This window comes from Alkaliphilus crotonatoxidans (assembly GCF_054658015.1).
This window is the reverse complement of sequence record NZ_BAAHXS010000006.1, coordinates 927,736-951,052: the sequence shown is the minus strand read 5'-3', so window position 1 is coordinate 951,052 and position 23,317 is coordinate 927,736. Positions and strand designations below refer to the sequence as shown.

At 40.6% G+C, this 23,317-nt stretch carries 25 protein-coding genes, 1 pseudogene and 1 other annotated feature; of the genes and pseudogenes, 25 read left to right on the top strand and 1 reads right to left on the bottom strand.

Translation table 11 applies throughout. The annotated features are described in order from the left end of the window. Positions 1-35: 35 nt before the first annotated feature. The 17 genes from ACYQ1I_RS16590 (at position 36) to ACYQ1I_RS16510 (ending at position 15,631) form a co-directional block, all read left to right on the top strand. A complete protein-coding gene (locus tag ACYQ1I_RS16590; protein WP_459767303.1) occupies positions 36-746 on the top strand; it encodes a glycosyltransferase family 2 protein in 711 nt (236 codons plus the stop codon). A gap of 25 nt (positions 747-771) precedes the next feature. After that, positions 772-1,461, top strand: coding sequence for a GT-D fold domain-containing protein (locus ACYQ1I_RS16585; RefSeq protein ID WP_459767302.1), 690 nt, complete (start codon positions 772-774; stop codon positions 1,459-1,461). Between the two features lie 126 nt (positions 1,462-1,587). Next, on the top strand, positions 1,588-2,232 hold the full coding sequence (locus ACYQ1I_RS16580) for a hypothetical protein (RefSeq protein ID WP_459767300.1): 645 nt from the start codon (positions 1,588-1,590) through the stop codon (positions 2,230-2,232). 235 nt (positions 2,233-2,467) lie between these two features. Continuing rightward, a complete protein-coding gene (locus ACYQ1I_RS16575; RefSeq protein ID WP_459767298.1) occupies positions 2,468-3,025 on the top strand; it encodes a GNAT family N-acetyltransferase in 558 nt (185 codons plus the stop codon). 43 nt (positions 3,026-3,068) lie between these two features. After that, positions 3,069-3,674, top strand: a complete 606-nt coding sequence (locus ACYQ1I_RS16570) for an HAD family hydrolase (RefSeq protein ID WP_459767297.1) — start codon at positions 3,069-3,071, stop codon at positions 3,672-3,674. Positions 3,675-3,892: 218 nt separating this feature from the next. After that, positions 3,893-4,345: an RrF2 family transcriptional regulator gene (locus ACYQ1I_RS16565; RefSeq protein ID WP_459767295.1), complete on the top strand. Its 453-nt coding sequence runs from the start codon at positions 3,893-3,895 to the stop codon at positions 4,343-4,345. A 38-nt stretch (positions 4,346-4,383) separates the two neighbouring features. Next, a complete protein-coding gene (gene nifS, locus ACYQ1I_RS16560; RefSeq protein ID WP_459767293.1) occupies positions 4,384-5,562 on the top strand; it encodes a cysteine desulfurase NifS in 1,179 nt (392 codons plus the stop codon). Position 5,563: 1 nt separating this feature from the next. Continuing rightward, positions 5,564-6,007, top strand: coding sequence for a Fe-S cluster assembly scaffold protein NifU (gene nifU / locus ACYQ1I_RS16555; protein ID WP_459767291.1), 444 nt, complete (start codon positions 5,564-5,566; stop codon positions 6,005-6,007). Positions 6,008-6,104: 97 nt separating this feature from the next. Beyond that, complete coding sequence (locus ACYQ1I_RS16550) at positions 6,105-6,650, top strand: PRC-barrel domain-containing protein (protein ID WP_459767289.1); 546 nt, start codon at positions 6,105-6,107, stop codon at positions 6,648-6,650. Between the two features lie 37 nt (positions 6,651-6,687). Continuing rightward, on the top strand, positions 6,688-6,855 hold the full coding sequence (locus ACYQ1I_RS16545; protein ID WP_459767288.1) for a hypothetical protein: 168 nt from the start codon (positions 6,688-6,690) through the stop codon (positions 6,853-6,855). Positions 6,856-6,975: 120 nt separating this feature from the next. Further along, positions 6,976-8,208 carry an AI-2E family transporter gene (locus ACYQ1I_RS16540; RefSeq protein ID WP_459767286.1) on the top strand — a complete coding sequence of 411 codons (1,233 nt, stop codon included), beginning with the start codon at positions 6,976-6,978 and terminating at the stop codon, positions 8,206-8,208. Positions 8,209-8,271: 63 nt separating this feature from the next. Next, positions 8,272-8,482: a binding site (T-box leader), on the top strand. 58 nt (positions 8,483-8,540) lie between these two features. Beyond that, positions 8,541-11,177, top strand: coding sequence for an alanine--tRNA ligase (gene alaS, locus ACYQ1I_RS16535; protein WP_459767284.1), 2,637 nt, complete (start codon positions 8,541-8,543; stop codon positions 11,175-11,177). A gap of 159 nt (positions 11,178-11,336) precedes the next feature. Further along, entirely contained in the window at positions 11,337-11,591 is a 255-nt protein-coding gene (locus tag ACYQ1I_RS16530; protein ID WP_459767282.1) for an IreB family regulatory phosphoprotein, read from the top strand. A 12-nt stretch (positions 11,592-11,603) separates the two neighbouring features. Beyond that, complete coding sequence (locus ACYQ1I_RS16525; RefSeq protein WP_459767280.1) at positions 11,604-13,790, top strand: alkaline phosphatase family protein; 2,187 nt, start codon at positions 11,604-11,606, stop codon at positions 13,788-13,790. A gap of 13 nt (positions 13,791-13,803) precedes the next feature. Next, a complete protein-coding gene (locus tag ACYQ1I_RS16520) occupies positions 13,804-14,754 on the top strand; it encodes an aldo/keto reductase (protein ID WP_459768195.1) in 951 nt (316 codons plus the stop codon). Between the two features lie 12 nt (positions 14,755-14,766). After that, positions 14,767-15,180: a Holliday junction resolvase RuvX gene (ruvX, locus tag ACYQ1I_RS16515; RefSeq protein WP_459767278.1), complete on the top strand. Its 414-nt coding sequence runs from the start codon at positions 14,767-14,769 to the stop codon at positions 15,178-15,180. 181 nt (positions 15,181-15,361) lie between these two features. Continuing rightward, the gene (locus ACYQ1I_RS16510) at positions 15,362-15,631 is read left to right on the top strand and encodes a DUF1292 domain-containing protein (RefSeq protein WP_459767276.1); all 270 of its coding nucleotides are present in this window, start codon (positions 15,362-15,364) and stop codon (positions 15,629-15,631) included. Between the two features lie 15 nt (positions 15,632-15,646). On the opposite strand, the gene ACYQ1I_RS16505 is transcribed toward ACYQ1I_RS16510, so the two are convergent. Continuing rightward, positions 15,647-16,099 carry a hypothetical protein gene (locus ACYQ1I_RS16505; protein ID WP_459767274.1) on the bottom strand — a complete coding sequence of 151 codons (453 nt, stop codon included), beginning with the start codon at positions 16,097-16,099 and terminating at the stop codon, positions 15,647-15,649. A 67-nt stretch (positions 16,100-16,166) separates the two neighbouring features. On the opposite strand from ACYQ1I_RS16505, the gene sfsA reads away from it, so the two are divergent. The 8 genes and pseudogenes from sfsA (at position 16,167) to ACYQ1I_RS16465 (ending at position 23,294) form a co-directional block, all read left to right on the top strand. Next, positions 16,167-16,865, top strand: a complete 699-nt coding sequence (gene sfsA, locus ACYQ1I_RS16500) for a DNA/RNA nuclease SfsA (RefSeq protein WP_459767273.1) — start codon at positions 16,167-16,169, stop codon at positions 16,863-16,865. Between the two features lie 82 nt (positions 16,866-16,947). Beyond that, positions 16,948-17,382: a Fur family transcriptional regulator gene (locus ACYQ1I_RS16495; RefSeq protein WP_459767271.1), complete on the top strand. Its 435-nt coding sequence runs from the start codon at positions 16,948-16,950 to the stop codon at positions 17,380-17,382. A 347-nt stretch (positions 17,383-17,729) separates the two neighbouring features. Next, positions 17,730-19,395 (top strand): annotated as a pseudogene (locus ACYQ1I_RS16490) (ribonuclease J). 110 nt (positions 19,396-19,505) lie between these two features. Then, entirely contained in the window at positions 19,506-19,817 is a 312-nt protein-coding gene (locus tag ACYQ1I_RS16485) for a LysO family transporter (RefSeq protein ID WP_459767270.1), read from the top strand. Further along, positions 19,807-20,400, top strand: coding sequence for a LysO family transporter (locus ACYQ1I_RS16480; RefSeq protein WP_459767269.1), 594 nt, complete (start codon positions 19,807-19,809; stop codon positions 20,398-20,400). Before ACYQ1I_RS16485 ends, ACYQ1I_RS16480 begins: the two co-directional genes overlap by 11 nt. A 410-nt stretch (positions 20,401-20,810) precedes the next feature. After that, complete coding sequence (locus ACYQ1I_RS16475) at positions 20,811-21,167, top strand: YlbF/YmcA family competence regulator (RefSeq protein ID WP_459767268.1); 357 nt, start codon at positions 20,811-20,813, stop codon at positions 21,165-21,167. Between the two features lie 238 nt (positions 21,168-21,405). Further along, on the top strand, positions 21,406-22,065 hold the full coding sequence (locus ACYQ1I_RS16470) for an O-methyltransferase (protein WP_459767267.1): 660 nt from the start codon (positions 21,406-21,408) through the stop codon (positions 22,063-22,065). Continuing rightward, positions 22,062-23,294, top strand: coding sequence for a peptidase U32 family protein (locus ACYQ1I_RS16465; protein ID WP_459767266.1), 1,233 nt, complete (start codon positions 22,062-22,064; stop codon positions 23,292-23,294). Before ACYQ1I_RS16470 ends, ACYQ1I_RS16465 begins: the two co-directional genes overlap by 4 nt. Positions 23,295-23,317 lie beyond the last annotated feature (23 nt).

The window sequence follows — 23,317 nt, the reverse complement described above, 5'->3', positions numbered from 1 at the left end:
TGATAAACAAAAAAGAAATTTAAGGGGGAATAGGCTTGGTTAGCATTATTATACCTGTATATAATCAATTGCATTTAACTAGAAATTGCATCAATCTTATTCAACAGCATACTGAAGGAGAATATGAAATTATTGTTGTTAATAATGGCTCTACCGATAGAACGAAAAAGGTTTTAGATCGTATACGAAATATTAGAGTAATCCACAACCAATACAATGAGGGCTTTGCAAAGGCCTGTAACAAAGGTATTACCAGGGCAAGGGGAGATTTACTGCTGCTTTTGAACAATGATACCCTGGTTGGGCCCAAATGGCTTAGCAATATGAAAAAATGTATTTTAAGTGATCCCATAATTGGAATGGTGGGGCCACGTTCTAACTTTGTGGGGGGGCTGCAATTGATCAGAGGGCCAAGGCTGGAGCATCAGCTGGAATTTACCAGGCGTTTTAATCAACATAATCCTGAAAAGTGGTTTGATTTAGATTTTCTGTCTGGCTTTTGTCTTTTAATAAAAAGGGAGGTAATTAATCAAATTGGGCTGCTGGATGAACGATTTGGAATTGGCTCCTATGAAGATAACGACTATTGTACCCGGGCCCGAAGAGCAGGCTTTCGCCTGGTATGCGCCGGCGATACCTTTGTTTATCACCTTGGGAGCCAGACCTTTAAGGGGAATCGATTAAATGATGTTAAGATTGGAGCAGAGAATCATAAAAAATATATAGATAAATGGGGTTCGATTTAAGCCATTTAAAAAGGGGGATCTAGCTTTGAAAATTGAGGATAGAGGCTTACTGTCTGCCGATGAAGTGATCGCTTATATAATGGAAGCCTATAGGGCCAAACGTGGGCTTTCGATTGTCAGACTGGGAGATGGAGAAGCTTTAACATTAGCCCAGGATATTGTACTGCCCAGTAAAGAAGTGGCTGAAAGGGGTTTTTTAGCGTATGCAGGTGTCAAGGTTCCTGATCTTAAGGCAAGGGATGAGCTGGCAGCGGCGGTAAAAAGGGCAGATGTGGTAGGGGTAGCCATGAACGAATTGCCGGATTTTACCCCCCTTTTGAATCAAGTCTTTGAGGCCCATCTAATAAACCCGGAAAAGATGACCCTAACCAATGCCTGCATTAATTATTTTTTGTTGGAAAAGGATCGCTTAAAGCATTTCCTAATGACGGAGCCAAGGCCCAGGGTTTTACTAATAGGCAATGTCATGCAGTTTTTATTGCCGATACTTAAACGGAATCAAATACCGGTGGCAGGATTAATTCGGCCTGTCAGGGGAGTAAAGGATTGGGAACGGGTTGCTGACCTTGCTGTGCGCCATAGATTTGATGTTGCTCTGGTTTCTGCTGGAATTGGAGCGGTCATGATTTGCGAAAGAATTGCCAGGGAAACAGGGAAAATTGCCCTTGACTTTGGCCATGCAGCCAATGAGGTTGGAAAGCGAAAATTCTTATAAGCCTGAAATCACCCTTTGAGTCCGTAAAGCATAGAGTAATAGCGGAAGGAGAAAAAGGATAAATAATACAGGGTTATAAAAGATGATTCCTTTACAACTACATACATGTAAAGGAGGTGAAAAGAGATGGCAATTTATCGGTTTGTAAGTGATGAGTTTAACACCTATGTTAGAATTCCTCCTGCTGCCTTTGTGGCAGGAAAGCTAGCTGAAGATATTGGCAAAGCATTTTCATTTTGGCCACAAATCGTCAGTGAAAACCTGGGTCCAGGAAGTCAACCACAGTATATTTGGGCAACTGATCCAATCAGCCAGCTTGGGGCTCTCAACGGGGAGCAGCAAAACTTTGGCAGGGCAGCAACCCTAACTGGCCTAACATTATCGGCAGATAGAAATCTTCCCTTCAACATAATGGTTTTTGCTGATAATGCCTATATTGGTAAACTTAAAATTAGTGCCATGATTTCAAATGCGTTGACAACTATTACATTAATAGATATACCTGATGAAGGTTTCTCATTGAATACTAGCTTTAAAGAGGAGGAAGCACCATATAAATGGCATAATATTACTGCATTTTCAGGGGAAGTTATAATTCCATCGAAGGCCACTGGGGTAAGATTTGATTTGGAAATTGAAGCTCTAAATTATGCCCAGGTAAATGGTACACCAGCCTCCAATCCGGCGGGTGTTCAGTTTTTACTAGAATTATATAATCTTCCTGAAAATCTTACAGTAAATAATGTAATACCCAAATCATTGTATCTTTAATGGCTATACCGATTTTTATTAAATTATTTTTTCAGACGATCAATTGCCCTTACCCCCTAATGGGGTAGGGGCAGATTTATGCAATGATTTGCTGAAATTTAAAGGAAAAACAGCCGGAATATAGAATATAGTTAGTAGCAAAATCGAGGCGGAATAAACCAAGGCTTAATAAAATCAACAGAACAGGTTAAAAAGGTTACTCTGTGGAAAAATTAACCAATAGAGGAGAAGCGATATGGAGGAAATTTTAATTGACAGGCCTAAATTACAGGATAGGGAGCTAATAATTGATTTTTTTCAAAGAGTACTTCAAGATACCTTTGAAGCAAATGGAATTACAGATTTAATAGAGACCTTTGAGCAGGAAATTAAAAATAAAACAAGATTTTTAGATCAAGATTTTGAAAGCGGTGGTAAGGAAAGATATTTTTTGATTGCCAAAGAAGGCGAAAAGCTTATTGGCTCTATTGAATACGGTAAACCCAATGAGCTTATCATTTCTGGCAGCAATGGAGTATTAGAGAACACCGTTGAAATAGGAACTGTGTTTGTACAACCGACCTATCAAAGAAGGGGAATTGGCAGTCTTTTGCTGGATTCAATTTTTGTGGAATTAAAAGAGGCGGGTATAACAGAATTTTGCTTCGACAGTGGATACAAAATTGCCCAGCGTGTATGGCTTAATAAGTTTGGAAGGCCTCAATATCATTTAAAGGACTATTGGGGAAAAGGAAGTGACCACATGATATGGAAAATGAAACTAGAAGATGTACTAAAAAAGGAACAGTCATAATATCATTTTAAGTATAGATTCAGAAGAATTGGAGGAGGTAGCGATGAATTATAAGAATATTGTATTTGATCTTGGGAATGTATTAATTGATTTTAATCCTGAAAAGTATCTGATGAGCAAAATTCAAGAGGCTGAAAGGGTTTCTACCCTCCATAAGCTGATTTATTTAGGGGAAGAATGGCAGATGCTTGATAGAGGAACCTTGACAGAGGAGGAGGCTATCAATGTCCTTATTCAAAAGAGCAGCCAGCATCGTCATTTAATAGAGCTGGCTTTCGACAATTGGTACGAGATGCTGACTCCCATACAGGATACTGTGGAAATAGTAAGGCAGCTAAAGGAGGCCGGCTTCCAAATTTATTATCTGTCTAACTTTCAAATGCTGGCTTTTGAAAATATAAGAGAAAAGTATGACTTCTTTGAACTTTTTAATGGAGGGATCGTGTCTTATAAGGAAAAACAATTAAAGCCAGAGGAGGGTATCTATAGAAGGCTTATGGAAGAATATGATATTAAACCAGAGGAATCAATATTTATTGACGATCTAAAGGCAAATATTGAGGGAGCCAGGAGGCTTAACTTTGAAACAATCCTATTTCAAGGCCCCCGGAACCTAAAGGATGAATTAGCGAAGCTGGGTATTATTTAGGTTCAATAGATCGGCAGTAAATTAAACGTCAGGTATATACTTAATTTTGGCTGAAGGGATATGTTGTCTATGGGAGCATATCCCTATTGTTATGCAAAATAGATAAATTTAAAAATGAATAAATATTTAAAAGTAATGTTGACAAAAATAGTAGGGTATAATATACTAAAATCGAATTCCAATCAATTTACTTGGGATTAAATTAAGGGAGTGTTTAAATGAGACTTTCAACAAAGGGTAGATATGGATTAAAGGCAATGTACGATCTTGCTATTCATTATGGTGATGGTCCCATTGCTTTAAAGAATATAGCAGAGCGACAGCGAATTTCTGATCATTACCTGGAGCAGCTAGTAGCTGTTTTACGCAAATCAGGTTTAGTTAAAAGTGTTCGTGGAGCCCAGGGAGGCTATATGCTTGCCAGTCACCCCGAAAAGATCACGGTAGGAGAGATCATTAGGGCACTGGAGGGACCCCTTGGTCCATCGGAATGTGTGTTAGAAGAGGATGCGGCGGTCTGTGAGAATGCAGAATGCTGTGTCACCCGTGTTGTATGGGAAAAGATTAGAATCAGTATAAGTGATGTAATTGATTCAATCTCCCTGCAGGATATGGTAGATGATTATCATAAGATGAACAGCAATCGAGATCATCAAATGTTCTATATATAAAAAAACCATCGATGAAAAAGCTTAAGGAGAGGATATTCATGAAAAAAAGAGTTTACCTTGATTACGCTGCCACAACACCAATGAAGCAGGAAGTACTGGATGCAATGATGCCCTATTTTAATGTGAATTATGGGAATCCATCCAGCATTCATGGCTATGGCAGAGAAAACAAGGCCGCAGTGGCTAATGCCAGAGAAACAATTGCAAAAACCATAAATGCAGGTGTTGATGAAGTGTTTTTCACCGGTGGGGGATCAGAGTCAGATAACTGGGCAATAAAAGGCGTTGCCAAGGCCCTTGAAAATAAAGGTAAGCACATTATTACAACCAGTATTGAGCACCATGCGGTACTACATACATGCCAGTACTTGGAAAAGGAAGGGTACGATGTAACCTATTTAAAGGTAGACCAGTATGGGCTGATTGATTTGGAAGAACTTAAAAGTGCCATTCGACCCGATACCATCTTAATCACCATTATGTTTGCCAATAATGAGATTGGTACCATTCAACCAATTAAAGAAATTGGTGAAATAGCCAGGGCTAATAAAATTACCTTTCATACCGATGCGGTTCAAGCCTATGGAAATGTAGCCATCGATGTAAATGAGCTGGGAATTGATTTAATGTCACTTTCTGCCCATAAAATATACGGGCCAAAGGGGATTGGTCTGCTTTATATTCGAAAGGGTACTAAAATACACCCGTTGATCCACGGCGGTGCCCAGGAAAGAAAGAGAAGGGCCGGAACAGAAAATGTACCCGCCATTGTGGGCTTTGGGAAAGCGGCAGAATTGGCCTTTGAAAATTTTGAAGCCCATATTGAGCGCCTTACAGGATTAAGAGATCGGCTAGAGGCTGGGTTGATGGAAAAAATACCCTATACCCATTTGAATGGTCATCCCACAAAACGCTTACCCGGTAATTTGAATTTATCTGTACAATACATTGAGGGGGAAGCACTGCTATTAAGTCTTGATATGGTAGGAATTGCCTGCTCAAGTGGGTCAGCTTGTACCTCGGGGTCTTTAGATCCTTCCCATGTATTAATGTCTATAGGATTAACCCATGAGGTAGCCCATGGTTCACTGAGATTTACTTTAGGTGACTTTACAACTAAAGAAGATGTTGATTATGTAATCCAGCAATTACCGCCTATTGTTGATAGATTAAGACAAATGTCACCCCTATATGAGTCAATTAAAGGAGGAATTTAATATGTACAGTGATAAAGTAATGGATCATTTTATGAATCCTAGAAATGTAGGGGAGATTGAAGATGCCAATGCAGTTGGGCAGGTAGGAAACCCCAAATGTGGTGACATTATGAAAATGTACCTTAAAATTGAAAACGACAAAATTGTTGATGTAAAATTTAAAACCTTTGGATGTGGATCTGCCATTGCCACCTCCAGTATGGCAACAGAAATGATAAAGGGAAAGACAGTGAAGGAGGCATTACAATTAAGTAATCGGGCTGTGGCCGATGCCTTGGATGGACTTCCTCCTGTAAAAATGCACTGCTCAGTTTTGGCGGAACAGGCGGTTAAATCAGCCATCTACCATTATGCAAAGGAAAATAATTTGTATTTTGAAGAATTAGAGGGCTTCGACCCGGATGAAGATCATGATCACCATGATGATTTCGCTGAAGAGCATTAGAAAAATGAAAATGCTAGTTTAAAATGCAAGGATTCCCTTGCATTTTTTTTATAATATAAATTAAAAATAAAATAAGGGTTAGAAAAGAGGGATTAAGGTGAAAATTACAGGACAGCTTATCGGTTTACCAATTTTAAACGAGGAAATAGAAGCTCAATATTTAATAAAGGAGCCAATTTATTTTACCAGTCCGTTAAAGCTATGGGGTTTTTTGATCCAGGGCGCCGAGGGGGGAAAGAAAAAATGGGCTGTCAATATAAACCATATTAAAAAGATCACAAAGGACGGCATATGGATTCAGCATAGAGATGATATTATTAATGTAAAGGGGTACCCCGAAATATTGGCAGCCTGTAATAACAACCATGGAATCATTGGATATGATATAAGGGATCAGTATGGTGAGCTGGTGGGGCTGGTTAAGGATACCATTATAGATGAGGAAAATGGCGTGATAAAGGCCTTTATTATCAGTCAGGGTATCATTTCCGATTTATCGGAGGGATATTCTATTCTGCCCTTGGTGCCGGAAATCAAATTAGAAGATAGTTATGTTCAAATAGAAGCCTTTACCCTAGAGGAACTGCTTTTAAACCAAGAGGGAGGCTTGAAAAAAATGCTTGGTATATATCATAAAAACTGACAAAGAATAAAGTCAATAAGAAAAAGGAGGGGATACAGTGAATCGAGGAACAGTAGTTGGTTTTATAACAGGTGGAATTCTTGGAGCCACAGCAGCCATGTATGCGACTTCGAATATGAGCCCTAGAGAAAGAAAGAAGGCCATGCGACAAACAAGAAGGATGCTGATGAAGGCAACGGGCTTAATGGGGATGAACTTATTCTAGTTAAAAGCAGCTGAAGGGCTGCTTTTAAAATATTTACAATTACCTTTCCAGATTGTAGTAATAGGCAGAATATGCTATGATGGTAATAAGTGCTATCTTTGTAGGCGGGGAGGGATTTTAATGAATGAATCTGCTTTAGAAGCGATATCAAAGGGCGTTAAGGAAATAACGGGAAGCAGTTATTTTGTAAATTTGATAGAGTTAATTACTCAGATTGCTATGTTAATTTTGCTATTGGCCGGAATTTACTACTTAGTTCACATAGGAAACCGCTACGTAGAGAGCAAGCAAAGAATAATACTAAAGCGTAAACAGCTCCTGTCTTTTATGCTAACCCTAGCAGGGATATTTGCCCTATTAATGATCATTAGCATGAGAAGTCTGCTGTTCAATTTATTAACTCCCTTTATCGTTGCCATTGTACTGGCTTACATACTAAATCCCCTGGTTAAATATTTAAATCAATATGGAATAAAGCGATTTTGGGGAGTATTAATTGTTTATTTGGCTATTTCTGTTTTATTATTAACCTTATCCCTTACAATTTTTCCAAAAATGGGAGCAGAGCTAAGAGGCCTTTTGGAAATGCTTCCTGAATTCAGCCATCAAGCCTATGAGTACTTCAATCGTTTTTACCAGAGCCTGAATAGAAACCTTCAAAGTCTACCTCCAGAATTTGGAATACGGGATCTACAGCCTATCAATGCCGATTGGATTCAACAGGTTGTATTAAATGCCTTAACCAGTATAACAAATTCACTTTTGTCGATTTTTTCAAGTATTTTCAGCCTGGTTTTAATTCCGGTATTAACCTTCTATTTCCTGAAGGATGCTGAAATGTTTAAAAAAACAGCAATTCTTATGATTCCAATAAAAAGACGTAAAGGCGTATTGGCAATTTTTAGGGAATTTGATGAGGTGCTGGGGGGATTTATTCGAGGCCAGCTGATTATTGCCTCCTTCGTCGGCATTATGACTACCATTGCACTGTTTGCCTTAAGGGTTAACTTTGCAGTAATTGTAGGAATTATTGTGGCCATTGCCAATGTCATTCCCTATTTTGGTCCAGTGATCGGCATTATTCCAGGCGTATTTTTTGCCCTGCTGGATGGCCCCATGAAGGCCCTTTGGGTAATTGTTATCTTTACAATTATACAACAGATTGAAAGCGGTATACTTTCCCCTAAAATCGTTGGGGCAAGTGTGGGAATCCATCCAGTTTGGGTAATCCTTGCCCTGGTGGTGGGCGGCAAATTCTTTGGTCTTTTGGGGTTGATTTTCGCTGTTCCGGCAGCGGGTGTCATTAAGGTTTTGGGAAAGCATACGATTAATTATATCGTAAGCTTTAAGTAGCTTTGATAAAAAAACTTTGACAAAATTTCATAAGTTTATTATAATTCAAATAAACTAAATATGCCATCGGCAATGACGAGAAGGAGTAATATGGTCATCTTTCTTTTAGAGAGGGGGTTCTGGGCTGAAAAACCCCTAGAAAAGCCATATGAAGCAGTCTCAGAGCTATAATCTTGAAGATAAGTAAAGATTATCGGTAATTCCGTTAACATGTAAATGAAGTCGACCTTTTCAGGTAATTAGGGTGGTACCGCGGGCAATGCTCGTCCCTATATTATTAAATGATAAGGCGGCTTTTTATTTTGCAATTTTTATTAAGGAGGAAAAAAACCATGGAAAAGATGAGCTTGAATGAAATTAGAAAATCCTTTCTGGAATTTTTTGAAGCAAAGGGACACCTGGTAGCCGATAGCTATCCACTAGTACCAATCAATGACAACAGTCTGTTGTTGATTAATGCCGGTATGGCTCCCCTTAAGCCCTATTTTTCTGGGGCGGAGGTCCCTCCCCGGAAGCGAATGGCTACCTGTCAGAAGTGTATCCGTACAGGGGACATAGAAAACGTTGGAAAAACCGCTCGACATGCTACTTTTTTTGAAATGCTGGGTAACTTTTCCTTTGGTGATTATTTCAAAAGAGAGTCAATTCAATGGGGCTGGGAGTTTGTTAGAGATTATTTAAAGCTGCCCCTTGACAGACTTTGGGTAAGTGTCTATTTAGAGGATGATGAGGCCTATCGAATCTGGATCGAGGAGGTAGGAATACCTGCTGAGCGGGTTGTTAAGCTGGGAAAAGAGGATAATTTCTGGGAAATTGACCTGGGACCCTGTGGCCCCTGTTCTGAAATTTACTATGACCGTGGCGAAAAGTATGGCTGCGGACATGACGATTGTAAGCCCGGCTGTGAATGTGACCGATACATCGAATTTTGGAATCATGTTTTCACCCAATATAATAAGGATGCTGAAGGCAATTATAATCCACTGCCCAATCCCAACATCGATACGGGAATGGGACTTGAGCGAATAGCCTGTATTATGCAGCAGGTGGATTCTATTTTCGATATCGATACAATGAAGCACATTTTAGAGAGGGTCTGTGAAGCGACAGGAAGTCAATATCTTGTTAATGGAAAGGATGATACCTCCCTTAGAATTATTACCGACCATATACGGTCCATTACCTTTATGGTGGGAGATGGGATTATTCCCAGTAATGAAGGTAGAGGATACGTTCTGAGAAGAATTATCAGAAGGGCTGCCCGTCATGGAAAGCTATTGGGTAGAAATGAAGCCTTCCTGTATAATCTGGTGGATGCCGTAATCGAAATGTACGGTGAAACCTATCGAGAGCTGGTTGAAAAAAGGGATTATATTCAAAAAGTGTTAAGGATTGAAGAAGAGCGTTTTCAAGAAACCATTCATCAGGGAGTAGATATATTAAATCAATATATTGAAGACCTGGAGAAATCAGGGGGTTCTGTATTAAATGGAGAGGAAGCCTTTAAGCTGTACGACACCTTTGGATTCCCATTGGATTTAACCAAGGAGATCCTAGAAGAAAAGGGAATGACTGTTGACGAGGCAGGCTTTAGTGAAGAAATGGATAAGCAGCGCCATCGGGCCAGAACCGCCCGGCTAGGCAACGATATAGAGGGCTGGAAAAAAGAAAGCTTTGAAGGCTTAGATAAATCCATTGAAACCTCCTTTGTGGGTTATCATCAGCTTTCAATTCCAGGGAGCGTATTGGCCATCCTTAAAAATCAAGAAGCAGTCAATTCGGTAGCTGCGGGAGAGGAAGCCCTGGTAATACTTGATAAGACCTCCTTCTATGGTGAAAGTGGCGGACAGGTTGGCGATAGGGGATATCTTGCAAATGACACCTTTAAAGGAAGGGTTATGGATACCAAAAAGGGGCCCAATAATCGAATTCATCTTATGGTCGCCGTCGAAACAGGAAATCTGGCGGTGGGGGATGAGGTGAAGGGCTCTGTAGACGAGGCCTTAAGACGAAATACAAGTAAAAATCATACAGCAACCCATTTACTCCATCGAATTTTAAAGGATGTAGTGGGCGATCACGTACAGCAGGCGGGTTCCCTGGTGACTCCAGAGCGTCTGCGATTTGACTTTACCCATTTTGAAGGATTAAGCCAGGAGCAGTTGAAGGAAATTGAAGCCTTAATGAACGAGAAAATTATGGCAGCCTTAAAAGTAGATATTTTTGAGACCTCAATTAAAGAGGCAAAGAATATGGGAGCTGAAGCCCTCTTCGGAGAAAAATATGGCGAATTCGTGAGGGTCGTTAAGACAGGGGATTTTAGTATTGAGCTATGCGGCGGCTGCCATGTAAAAAATACAAGTGAAATCGGCATGTTTATTCTTTTAAGCGAGGCGGGAATTGCATCTGGTACAAGGAGAATTGAGGCCCTAACTGGTGATGAGGCCTACCGATATGTAAGAAATCAAAGGGAGGTACTATCAAGGGCCGCTGAAATTGTTAAAACCCAGGAAAACGCCCTGTTAAACCGTTTGGAAGCAATGGTTAATGAACTGAAGGAAAAGGATCGGGAAATTGAGAAGCTAAAGAGTCAATTGGCCAGTGGGGCAACGGATGAACTGCTTCAGCAGGCAGAAGAAATCCAGGGAGCTAAGCTAATTATAAACAACATCGACGGCGCCTCCATGGACGATCTGAGAAAAATTATTGATAAGCTCAAGGAAAAAATCACCTCGGGAGTTATTGTGCTCGGGGCGGAGAATGATGGCAAAGCCAGCTTTGTGGCTGCTGTTACAGCAGATTTGACAAAAAGAGGCCTCCATGCTGGGAATCTGGTGAAGGAGGCAGCCAAAATCACTGGCGGAGGCGGTGGTGGAAGACCTGATATGGCCCAGGCCGGCGGGAAACAGCCAGAAAAAATCCGAGAGGCCCTGGCTGCAGTGAAGGAAATATTAATAAACCAACTATAACTTTTTAGGGGGGACTAATGCCCCCCTTTTTTAGAAATAAAAATTCAACGCTGCCAGGTTAAAGAAATATCTTATTTTCAGGGGATTTTATTCAATTCATTGAGTATATCTGTAATCATGTGGTAAAATAATAGTATTGAATGAAGGGAGTGTTTTAATATGTCTGACAAAATGAATTTCACCATGAAGTTTAATCTTGATAAAGAAAAGGAAGACAAGGCTCGGGAGATCATTACAACGGTCTACAGGGCCCTGGAGGAAAAGGGCTATAATCCTATTAATCAATTTATTGGATACATATTATCCGGCGATCCTACATATATTACAAATCATAATGATGCCAGAAGTATTATCCGTAAAATTGAAAGAGATGAACTATTGGAGGAGCTACTCAAAACATATCTGGAAAAATAGGAGCGATTTTTCTTGAGAAATAAACAAGCCGCCATTTTTATTTTGATTTTCCTGTTACAATTCTTTAATACTGTCAGTCCCGGTGAGGCAATTTCTGAGGATTCAATTGACAAGCAGGTTATTATTGTGATTGTCAACCGGGCAGGCTACAATGATTTTTTGGAAATGGAACAGGTCAGCAAAATAATGGACAAGGGCTACTTAGGCCTTATGAATATTCGAGCTTCGGGAAGCTACAGTGAATTTAAATCCTATGCCACCATAGGATGGGGAACAAGGGCCGAAGCCAGCTCAGAAACATCAATATTCTATAATGCTGATGAAGAAAATACCTCAGTTTATCAACGCAGAACGGGCCATGCAGCGGTAGAGGACAGTATCATTACCTTAACTCTGAATAAATTGGTACAACAAAATCTTAAGGGTGAATATGGTGCGGTTCCCGGTATTTTAGGCGAAGCCTTGACAGAGGCGGGGCTTAAGGCATCGGTATTGGGAAACAGTGATGGAGACGACTATCAAAATCGAGCTGCAGCCCTTATCACTATGAATCAGGCAGGCCTTACCGCCCTTGGGGATGTCAGCGGCAGAATGCTAATAGAGGATGATGATTGGCCCTTTGGACTGCGAACCAATTATCAATTGCTATATCAGGAAATGAGCCGTCTTTATCAGAAAAGTAGTCTTGTCGTGGTGGAAACAGGGGATTTTTCCAGGCTTGAGGCATATAAAAACAATCTCAACTCGGAAATGTATGAGCGACATCGTAAAAGGATTTTAACGGAAATTGACCAGTTCGTCGGGTCGGTTGTTAAAGAAATGAATGATCAGACGCTATTGATGATTTTATCACCATATCCTTCGGGACAGGCCATTGAAAAGGGTGATCGATTAACTCCCGTCGTATTATTTGAAAAAAATCAGACCGAGGGAGGGCTGGTAACCTCTGGTACCACAAGGCGTCTTGGAATAATAGGTAATGTCGATATTGCTCCAACCATATTAAGCTATTTAGACTTACCTATTCCAGCTGAAATGGCCGGTAGAGTTATTAGTTCGGTGGCCCATCAGAACCAGCTGGAGTACATCAGCACCATGGGCAGTGCTGTGCTGAATACTTCTCAACAAAGGTATCGGGTGTTATACAGCTTTGCAGTATACGAAATGCTGGCAACGATTTTGGCACTTTTCTTGATTATATTTAGAAAAAAACTAAGCGCTCGAGGTCGGCGCTGGGGGTCTAGGCTGGTATTGGCCACCATGATCGGGCCCATGGGCCTGTTGGTATTACCTATTTTTGGCGAAGTGAGCCTGTTACTGACCTATACTTTACTGATTGGCATTACCCTGCTTTTAACATTGCTGATAGACGTCCTGGCAAGGGAGCCCCTCCAGGCGATTTTATATGCTACAGGTATACTGGTGTTGAGCCTTTCTGTAGATTTATTACTGGGCCAAAGGCTGATCAGCAATTCCATACTGGGCTACGACCCCATCATTGGGGCCCGTTATTATGGAATAGGCAATGAATTTGCTGGGGTGCTGCTGGGCAGCAGCCTGGTTTTTAGTGGTGCCATGATTGAAAAATTTAAAATTTCAAAGTCTGTCATAGTATTTTTTTATGGTTTTCTGATTATTCTTATTGGGTTTCCTGCCCTGGGGGCCAATGTAGGGGCCACCATTACATCCATTTTTGCCTATCTCTTTACCTATTTAAGGCTTAAAGGAACCAAAGTGAGCTTGAAGACACTGGTCTATATTGTATCAGCCATCATAGCAGGGGTTTTCCTGTTGGCTGTCGCTGACATACTATTCCTTAGCAATGAGTCTCATTTAGCCGGAGCCGTTAAGCAGCTCTATTATAGTGGACCTCAGGTGCTTCCCCAGATTATCACACGAAAAATCGCCATGAATATACGTGTAATGGGAGTTACCATATGGAGCCGTGTACTGCTTTTGGCCCTGGCAGTGGTAGGCATACTTTTTTATAAGCCGATCGGAATTTTAAAGAGGCTTGCCGCCGCCTATCCCAGCCTGGCCATAGGCTGGACGGGAATTGTGGCGGCCTGTATTGTAGGCTTTGCTGTGAACGACAGCGGGGTTGTGCTGGCAGCTACGGCCGCCATCTTTTTATCAGCATCAATGCTATATCTGGTGCTACAGGATATACATCAATTATTTAGTGAATCACAAAAATAAGGGGGAGATTTAACTGAAAAGGCAAAGGCTTGGGAACACCAGCCTTCTGGTTTCGCAGCTATGCTTCGGAACCTTGACCATGGGGCCTCTGCAGGCCAATCTTTCTCCAAGGGAAGGGGCTGAGCTTTTGGTGTATGGTTATGAAAAGGGAATTAATTTCCTTGATACAGCAGAGCTGTATGATAACTATGCCCATATTGGCGAGGCCTTGAAAATCATAGGACGGGACAATATGATTATTGCAACCAAGTCCTATGCCTATTCCAGAGAAACAGCAGAAGCCAGCCTGAGCAAGGCCATGACGGAATTGAAGGTTGATGTTCTGGATATTTTCTTGCTTCATGAACAGGAAAGCCAGCATACCCTTAAGGGCCATTATGAAGCGTTGGAATATTTTATAGAAATGAAAAACAAAGGGTATATAAAAGCTCTGGGCATCTCTACCCATCACATTGCTGCAATCAAGGCGAGTTTGTCCTATGACGAAATTGAGGTGCTGCACCCGATTGTTAACAAAAGCGGATTGGGAATTCAGGACGGCACCATTGATGAAATGCTTTACAGCCTGGAATTGGCGGCTGAGAAAGGAAAGGGAATCTACGGTATGAAGCCCCTGGGAGGGGGTAATCTTCTGAGAAGCTTTAAGGAATCCATGGATTTTGTTTTAAAAATCCCGCTTCTTCATTCCATTGCCACAGGCATGCAAAGCAAGGAAGAAATTGATATTAATACCGCCATATTCAATGGGAATCCTATGGACGAAGCCCTTTTAGGGAAGGTGAGCTTAAAAAATAAAAAACTACAGATTGCCGATTGGTGTCAGGCCTGCGGTAGTTGTATTACTGGCTGCAGCCATGGGGCCCTTGCCATGAAGGCAGGTAAATTGGCAGTTGACCATGAAAGGTGTGTTCTTTGCGGATACTGCAGCAAGCGCTGTCCGCATTTTTGTATTAAGGTTGTGTAAGGAGGGCTCATAATGCCAAGAACATTAGGACTCGATGTGGGGGATAAGACCATAGGCGTTGCGGCCAGCGATTTAATGGGCTGGACAGCCCAGGGAATTGAAACCATCCGTCGGGTGGGAATTAAAAAAGACCTGCAGCGGCTGGAAGAGATCATTAAGCAGTATGAAATAAATAAGATCGTGGTAGGCTTACCTAAAAATATGAATGGAACCATTGGCCCCCAGGGGGAAAAGGTATTGGAATTTATTGAAAGGCTGAAAAGGAGATTTCAAATAGAGGTCATTCAATGGGATGAAAGACTTTCAACGGTTTCTGCCGAACGGGCTTTGATTCAGGCCGATGTCAGTCGGAAAAAACGCAAGGAGGTCATTGATAAAATGGCTGCCGTTTATATATTGCAGGGCTATTTGGATAGCCAAAGGTAAAACGAATTTGGGTACCGATTAGAATCGTCTTAAAAAATTATTGTACCTAAAGGAGAAGGCCGGAATAATAATAAGTGAATAGTTATTAATTAAACATTTGTTTAAAAACCTAGTGATATATTTTGTAGAATGGTATATAATACAAATATGGCATGGACCATAAGGAAAGGAGAATAAATTCATGGAAGAAAAAGACAATATAATTACACTAGTTGATGAAGAGGGAAAAGAAGAGGATTTTGAAGTATTAATGACATTAGAGGTTGAAGACAAGGAGTATGCTATCTTGGTTTCCCTTGAAGCTGATGAAGAGGAAGATGCATATATTTTCAGAATTGCTAATGAAAATGATGATGAATATACATTAGTTGCCATCGAAGATGACAATGAATATGAAACAGTAGTAGCTGCCTATGAGGCGATTTTGGAGGAAGAAGGCCAAGAGGAGTAAAAAAAGAGATGGACGCTACCAGGTCCATCTCTTCTTTTTATTAATGGAATGGCTTGATATAAAGGCCGCCACAAAGGTTAATGACAGAATAAAGGCTAAGATATAGGTGCTTAGTTGGGTATTCATTCCCGCTAAACCAAAGCCTTCTTTAAAAACAATGGGTGGCAGGGCCAGTAATCTGTCAAAGCCAATTAAAAAATAAAGTACAGAAATCGAAATAATGGGTAAAAGTATAGTACCTGGGGTAGAAAATAAAGGGAAAAGTAAACCAGAAAGATTGTTATAACCCTTTATCAACCCCAATAGCCCGAAAAATACCACCAGTGCCGGTATCAGATACACTAGTAAAGGGGAATTTTTAAGCTCGGTAATTAATTCGCTTCCCCCAATGGCCAGGGTAAGTCCAAGAACAAGGCCAATAAAAATCCCATGTAAGGTATTTAAAAAAAGTAGTGTTGATGGTTTCATTTGGTACCCCCTTCTTCCACAGCGCATGACATTATTAATACTAGTATAGCATAAGTAGGTGAGAATTATGAAAATATTTATTGAAGGGGAAAAGACCCTGGCAACCTTCAGGTGCCGATTAAATCGTTTTGTGGCAGAAATTGAAATAGATGGAAAAGTACATCTATCCCATGTACCCAATACAGGCAGAATGGCAGAACTATTGGTGCCCGGAGCAAAGGTCATCGTACGCAGGATTGACGGCCCCCTGCGGAAAACTTCCTTTGATTTACTTTTTGTTTATTATAAGAAGCTGCTGGTTGCAATTGATTCAAAGCTCCCTAATCAGCTGCTGAGGGTAGCCTTTGAAAACAAGGAAATACCGTATTTTAAAGCCTATGACCAAATAAAAAGAGAGGTAAATTATCGAAAAAGCAGATTTGATTTTTCTTTGAATAACCTGACGGAAAATGTTTTAATTGAAGCCAAGTGTGTGACTTTGGTGAAGGAGGGAGGAATTGCCTCTTTCCCCGATGCCCCAACAGAACGGGGGACAAGGCATGTATTAGAGCTAATTCAAGGGGTACAAGAAGGAATTAGGGGAGCTGTTATTTTTATTATACAAAGGAGCGATGCTACCTGCTTTACCCCTAATCAAGCAATGGATCCGCTCTTTGCCGATGCCGTGAAAAGGGCCAGTGCTGCCGGAATTGAATTTTACGCCTACAGCTGTACAGTTACAGAAAATTATGTTTCAATTGATCGGGAATTGGAAATAATTATATAAAATGGGCATTGACAAAAAATATAAAATTCATTATACTATTAATTGAAAAGTGTTATTATTTGAGAAGAAGTGGGTGAAGCCGATGGAAAGTTTAATGGAGAATCTAAAGGAAAGGTTAAAGGATTTGGGGTTAAAGCTAACCCCCCAAAGAAGAGCTACCCTAGAGGTAATTTTTAATAATCAGGGGGAGCATCTTAATACAGAAGAAATCTATGACCTGGTAAAGGAAAAATGTCCTGAAATTGGCCTTGCTACAGTCTATCGTACACTGCAGCTCCTTGATGAAATGGGGTTAATTTCAAAAATTAATTTGGATGATGGCTGTAGCCGATATGAATTTAACCATCATGAAGACGATCATCAGCATCACCATTTAATTTGCCAAAACTGTGGTGCCATCATCGAAGTGAAAATTGACCTGCTTGATCAGTTAGAGGAAGAAATCGAAAAGGTTTATCACTTTAAAATTAAAGATCATAAGGTAAAGTTTTTCGGAACCTGTTCTCAATGTAACTAGCCTTGCGAGCTGTGTAAGGCTAGTTTTCTTTTAGATGTCGTAAGCATTAGCAGCAATAAAGATAAGATTTCTAGGAAGAACTTTAAACATTTAATTTAATAATTTATAAAGTGAGAACCTTTCTAATAGATTATAAAAATTATCCATTGGGTTAAAATACAAATAGGCACAATTCTTTAAAATTTGTTTCAGGTGTTAAAAACCAAATTCATTACATTTTCAAAATATGTTTTTATAAAGATGATAAATGTGGTAAAATAACTTAGGTATATTTGTTCGGCGGGTCATTTATATAAATATAAGATAACAAGGGCGGAATTTTTTAATAATTAAAGGAGTGAAACGTATTGGGGAGAAAACCTTCAAAATTAAAAGTTATTCCTCTTGGAGGATTGAGCGAGATTGGCAAAAATATGACTGCCATTGAATATCGAGATGAGATTATTATCATCGATTGCGGCTTGAGCTTTCCAGAGGACGAAATGTTGGGTATTGATATTGTTATACCTGATATTTCTTATATACTCAAAAATAAGGATAAGGTAAAGGCCATTGTCCTAACCCATGGTCATGAGGATCATATCGGTGCCTTACCCTATGTTTTGAAAAAGATTAATATTCCAGTGTATGGAACCAGCCTTACATTGGGGTTAGTAGAAAATAAACTAAAGGAGCACAAATTAAGCAGTGTCCATTTACAGCGGGTAAATGCAGGAGATAGCATTAAATTGGGTATATTCACCGTTGAATTTATTCAATCCTGCCACAGTATTCCTGATGCCTGCGCCATTGCCATTCATACCCCTGTGGGGATCGTTTTCCATACAGGCGACTTTAAAATTGATTATACCCCTATTGATGGTCAATTGATGGACCTTCATAAAATTGCAGAGCTGGGGCAAAAAGGTGTCCTGGTGATGTTAGCCGACAGTACCAATGCCGAAAGAAGAGGAGCCACCATGTCTGAAAAAAATGTGGGAGCTACCTTTGAAAACATCTTTAGAAATACTGATAAACGAATTATTGTTGCCACATTTTCCTCTAATGTCCATCGAGTACAACAGGTTATGGAAGCCGCCCAAAAATATAACCGTAAAGTTGTGATTTCAGGACGCAGTATGGTTAATGTAGTAGGAGTAGCCGTGGATTTGGGCATACTGACCCTACCTGAAAACTTGATTATTGATATTGATGAAATGGATCGATATAACGATAATGAGATTGTGATAATTACCACAGGAAGCCAAGGAGAACCCATGTCGGCCCTTTCAAGGATGGCCAGCAACGAACATAAAAAGGTGGAAATACGCCAAGGTGATTTGGTGGTATTTTCCTCATCGCCTATACCAGGAAATGAAAAGCTCATCAGCAGGGTGATTAATCAGCTTTTTGAAAAGGGTGCTGAGGTCATCTATGAAAGCCTGGCGGAGGTCCATGTTTCAGGACATGCCTGCCAGGAGGAATTAAAGCTGATGCATCGTCTGGTAAAGCCTAAATATTTTATACCCGTTCATGGAGAATACAGACACTTGATGAAGCATGCAAATCTTGCAGAGGATTTGGGAATGCCAAAGGAGAATATCTTTACCATTAATAATGGTACTATTGTGGAATTCACTAAGGATTATGCTAAAATCAATGGTTCTGTACCTGCAGGCAGGGTCTTGGTAGATGGATTAGGTGTCGGAGACGTTGGAAATATTGTCCTGAGAGACCGAAAGCATTTAGCTGAGGACGGCCTTATGGTAGTAGTGGTATCCTTATCAAGGGAGACAGGTAAAATTGTTGCTGGGCCTGATATTATTTCCCGTGGATTTGTTTATGTAAGAGAGTCAGAGGTTTTAATGGTTGAAGCCAGGGAGGTTGTAAAGAATGCCCTGGTGGCTTGCGAAAATCAAAAACGTAAGGGAATGGGCCGCCCTTAAAAATGCCATCAGAGACGGTCTAAAGGATTTCCTATACGAAAAAACGAAACGAAGACCGATGATACTTCCCGTAATTATGGAAGTATAAAATGTAAAATGCACCCGGGTAGCCGGGTGCATTTTTTATGGGGCTTTAATGAAGATAGCTGTTATTTAACAGTTAAATATAGTATAATGGGTTGGAATGGAGGTTGGAGGATGAATATTTTATTCTATTTAATTATTTTAATGATTGGTGCCATGATAGGAAGTAAAATAAAGTCGAATAAGCAGGAGGGCTTTGTAAAGCATATTGGCCTAATTCAAAATCTAGCCCTTTATTTTTTACTTTTTATGATGGGAACAAAGATTGGTTTAGATAAGGAAATACTCAGGTCCTTTGGTACAATTGGTTTACAAGGTTTTCTTTTAGCCTTGGCCACCGTTATCTTTAGTATTATTGGCGTTCGCATGGTTTCTAAGGGACTTTTAACAGAATCGGCAGAGGAGCAGATAGAGCATGACCTTTAAAATTTTAGTTTCGGTTATTTTAGGTATCGGTTTTGGTCTGTGGTTTTTTCCAGAGGCCCTGGTGGGACATACGGATATTTTAATTAATATAGGTCTTTGTGTACTTTTATTCTTTGTAGGAATTGATATTGGCAGGCAGGGTGAAATATTCCAACAAATCAAGAAGATGGGTCTGAAGGTATTGCTGGTTCCAATTATGATTGCCTTGGGAAGCATCGTGGGGGCCATTGGCATGGGGCTTTTGATGAAAATGCCCCTTCAGGAGGCCGGAGCCATCGGAGCAGGCTTTGGTTGGTATTCATTGTCGGCTATTGAGCTTTCAAAGCATAGTGCCCAATTGGGGGCATTGGCCTTTATTACCAACGTTTGGCGAGAAGTCATTGCTTTAGTTAGCATTCCGCTGATCGCAAAATATATTGGCAAGCTCGAAGCAATTGCCCCTGCCGGTGCCACTTCCATGGATACGACACTTCCTGTTATTTCTAAATCCACCGATGGAACCGTGGCCGTAGTTTCCTTTGTTTCAGGAGTGGTTTTATCTTCGATGGTACCAATTCTTGTGCCTTTAATCATGTCTTTATAGATTAGGGTGTCTGAATACTCCGAAGGGTGCAGATTTTACTGAATTTTTGTTCCAAGCAAGGCGCTTTTTTGAAGGCATACCAGGAGTACGTCAAGGAAAAGCAACGCTGCGTGGGACAAAAAAGCGGTGAAAGATGCCCTTGAGTGGGTTTTCAGACACGCCCTAGTACTCGAGCACATAAGTTTAAGGGATTACTGGTTAAATTTTCAAATAGCTTCGTTGCCATCAGTGACCATATTGGCCCAAGTGGCTTCCTCCTCCGCCTTGCTCTTGGAAAATTTGTATTAGGTCTTATTTGTTATTTAAATGATGATAGGTACTAGGATTGATTTTTTCTCTTTAATTATATACAATATAAATGATAGTTTGCATGGACAAACTTTATTTCACCATATTAAGGGGGCTTTATAATGAATGTATATGATCAAGCACATCAATTGGCCAAGGCCCTGAAGGAAAGTGAAGAATATAAAACCTTTAAGGAATTAGATCTTAAGCTTAAAGCCAACCCTGAAATCAAGGGGTTGATGAATGATTTCAGAAAGAGGCAATTTGAGGTGCAAAGCGCACAAATGATGGGCCAAAGGGTAGCGGATGACAAGCTTGAAAGGCTGAAGGAGCTGGATGGGATTTTAATGCAGGACCCTGTTGTTAGTGAATATATGCATGCAGAGCTTCGATTTACCCGAATGATGACAGATGTCTATAAGATTTTAGGGGAGTCCATGGATTTGGATGAGATTTTTGGTCATGATATTGAGGCCTAGTCTATTCAAGACTGTATAAATAATCCTATTGATGTCAAACTATGAATACGTGGCTAATGCCACGTATTCAGCCTGTATAGGGCTTTGTTATCTATTGTTGAAAATTGCTTTTTAAGGAAATAAGTTATTCAATGTACGACTCAGCTTTCTATTTACGGGTTTGCTAGCACGATAGCATAATATTAAATTAAGATTATATTAATTGGGCAAAGAATTGATTTTAAGGAGCTGTATCGATTTGAGCAATATTACGAATGAATTTGTTGAAGAATATATACGAGGGCTGCTGCCTGATGAGGCGGGCCTTTTTAAGGATATGGCAGAGTATGCAGCCGTCCACCATGTTCCTATTGTTCATAAGGAGGTGGCCAGCCTGTTATTGGTATTAACCCAGGCAATGCAGGCAAAACGAATTTTAGAGGTAGGTACCGCCATCGCCTACTCTACCCTTCTATTTTGTAAGGGGATGGGGCCTGAGGGACATATTACCACCATTGAGCGAAATGAAGAGATGATTAGCCTGGCCCGGGCCAATATAAAAAGGGCTGATCGAGACAAGCAGGTCAGGTTGCTTCAGGGGAATGCAGAGGAGATTCTCAAATTTCTTGAAGGAGAATATGATTTAATCTTTTTAGACGGTGCCAAGGGGCAATATAATGAATTTTTAAACGATTGCTTAGTTCGCCTTAGACCAGGAGGACTTCTTATATCAGACAATATACTTTATAAGGGCATGATTGCTGCCGATGAATTGGTAGTAAGAAGAAAGCGAACAATTGTTAATCGTATGCGGCAATATTTAGAGACCATCTGTAATCATCCTCAACTTGATACAAGTATTATTCCCATTGGTGACGGCTTGGCCATAAGCTATAAAAAGCAGGAGGAAAAAGCATGAGAAAAATTGAATTACTGGCCCCCGCAGGGGACCTGGAAAGATTAAAAATTGCAGTTCTTTACGGAGCAGATGCAATCTATGTGGGAGGACAGATTTTTGGCCTGCGGGCAGCGGCTAAAAATTTCACCTTGGAAGAGCTGGCTGAAGGGGTACAATTTGCCCATGAAAGGGGCGTTAAGATATTTGTTACGGCCAACATCATCCCCCATAACGAGGACCTTCAAGGACTGCCTAATTATTTAAGGGAGCTGAAGGGAATTGGTGTTGATGCGGTGATTGTTTCAGACCCTGGTACCTTTATGATTGTAAAGGATACCGTACCCGATATGGAAGTACACATTAGTACCCAGGCAAACAATACCAACTATATGACGGTTAATTTCTGGCACCAACAGGGGGCCAAGCGGGTGGTCATGGCCCGGGAGCTATCGCTGGATGAAATAAAGGAAATACGGGAAAAAACCCCGGCAGATTTGGAGATTGAAGCCTTTGTTCATGGGGCCATGTGTATATCCTATTCCGGCAGATGTCTTCTAAGCAACTATATGGCCAACCGGGATGCCAACCGGGGAGAATGTGCCCAGCCCTGTCGATGGAAATATCATCTGGTCGAGGAAAAACGCCCGGGTGAATATATGCCTGTTTATGAAGATCAAGGGGGTACCTATATTATGAATTCCAAGGATTTATGTATGATTGAATACATTCCCCAATTGATTGAGGCAGGCATCGACAGCTTAAAAATAGAAGGCAGAATGAAGACCACCTATTATGTGGCAACAGTGGTACGGGCCTACCGAATGGCCCTTGACAGCTATCTAAAAGACCCTGAGGATTGGCATTGTAAAGAAGAATGGCTGGAGGAAATCAGAAAGGCCAGCCACCGGGACTTTACTACAGGCTTTTATCATCAACGGCCTGATCATAACGAGCATCTTTATTCTAATAAATCCTATGTAAGGAATTATGATTTTATTGCCCTGGTGAAGGAATATGATGAAGAAACGGGCATAACCACCGTAGAACAGCGAAACCGCTTCTTTAAAGGAGATCAGGTTGAAATCATCGGCCCCCATCGGGAGGTTATTCAAGCAATTATTGAAGAGATGTGGGATGAGGAAGGAAATCTCATCGAGGTGGCACCCCATCCCAAGCAGATTATCAAATTAAAGCTCAATCACCCTACAGCCCCTTTTTACCTAATTCGAAAGGAAAGGGCTGAAGAGTAGATGCGTTTACATCCCTATGTATT

What these genes read in the sequence shown, in the direction of transcription:
- ACYQ1I_RS16580 (WP_459767300.1), top strand. Translation starts at nt 1,588, where the DNA reads ATGGCAATTTATCGGTTTGTAAGTGATGAGTTTAACACCTATGTTAGA.
- ACYQ1I_RS16575 (WP_459767298.1), top strand. Translation starts at nt 2,468, where the DNA reads ATGGAGGAAATTTTAATTGACAGGCCTAAATTACAGGATAGGGAGCTA.
- ACYQ1I_RS16570 (WP_459767297.1), top strand. Translation starts at nt 3,069, where the DNA reads ATGAATTATAAGAATATTGTATTTGATCTTGGGAATGTATTAATTGAT.
- ACYQ1I_RS16565 (WP_459767295.1), top strand. Translation starts at nt 3,893, where the DNA reads ATGAGACTTTCAACAAAGGGTAGATATGGATTAAAGGCAATGTACGAT.
- nifS (WP_459767293.1), top strand. Translation starts at nt 4,384, where the DNA reads ATGAAAAAAAGAGTTTACCTTGATTACGCTGCCACAACACCAATGAAG.
- nifU (WP_459767291.1), top strand. Translation starts at nt 5,564, where the DNA reads ATGTACAGTGATAAAGTAATGGATCATTTTATGAATCCTAGAAATGTA.
- ACYQ1I_RS16540 (WP_459767286.1), top strand. Translation starts at nt 6,976, where the DNA reads ATGAATGAATCTGCTTTAGAAGCGATATCAAAGGGCGTTAAGGAAATA.
- alaS (WP_459767284.1), top strand. Translation starts at nt 8,541, where the DNA reads ATGGAAAAGATGAGCTTGAATGAAATTAGAAAATCCTTTCTGGAATTT.
- ACYQ1I_RS16530 (WP_459767282.1), top strand. Translation starts at nt 11,337, where the DNA reads ATGTCTGACAAAATGAATTTCACCATGAAGTTTAATCTTGATAAAGAA.
- ruvX (WP_459767278.1), top strand. Translation starts at nt 14,767, where the DNA reads ATGCCAAGAACATTAGGACTCGATGTGGGGGATAAGACCATAGGCGTT.
- ACYQ1I_RS16510 (WP_459767276.1), top strand. Translation starts at nt 15,362, where the DNA reads ATGGAAGAAAAAGACAATATAATTACACTAGTTGATGAAGAGGGAAAA.
- ACYQ1I_RS16505 (WP_459767274.1), bottom strand. Translation starts at nt 16,099, where the DNA reads ATGAAACCATCAACACTACTTTTTTTAAATACCTTACATGGGATTTTT.
- sfsA (WP_459767273.1), top strand. Translation starts at nt 16,167, where the DNA reads ATGAAAATATTTATTGAAGGGGAAAAGACCCTGGCAACCTTCAGGTGC.
- ACYQ1I_RS16495 (WP_459767271.1), top strand. Translation starts at nt 16,948, where the DNA reads ATGGAAAGTTTAATGGAGAATCTAAAGGAAAGGTTAAAGGATTTGGGG.
- ACYQ1I_RS16485 (WP_459767270.1), top strand. Translation starts at nt 19,506, where the DNA reads ATGAATATTTTATTCTATTTAATTATTTTAATGATTGGTGCCATGATA.
- ACYQ1I_RS16480 (WP_459767269.1), top strand. Translation starts at nt 19,807, where the DNA reads ATGACCTTTAAAATTTTAGTTTCGGTTATTTTAGGTATCGGTTTTGGT.
- ACYQ1I_RS16475 (WP_459767268.1), top strand. Translation starts at nt 20,811, where the DNA reads ATGAATGTATATGATCAAGCACATCAATTGGCCAAGGCCCTGAAGGAA.
- ACYQ1I_RS16465 (WP_459767266.1), top strand. Translation starts at nt 22,062, where the DNA reads ATGAGAAAAATTGAATTACTGGCCCCCGCAGGGGACCTGGAAAGATTA.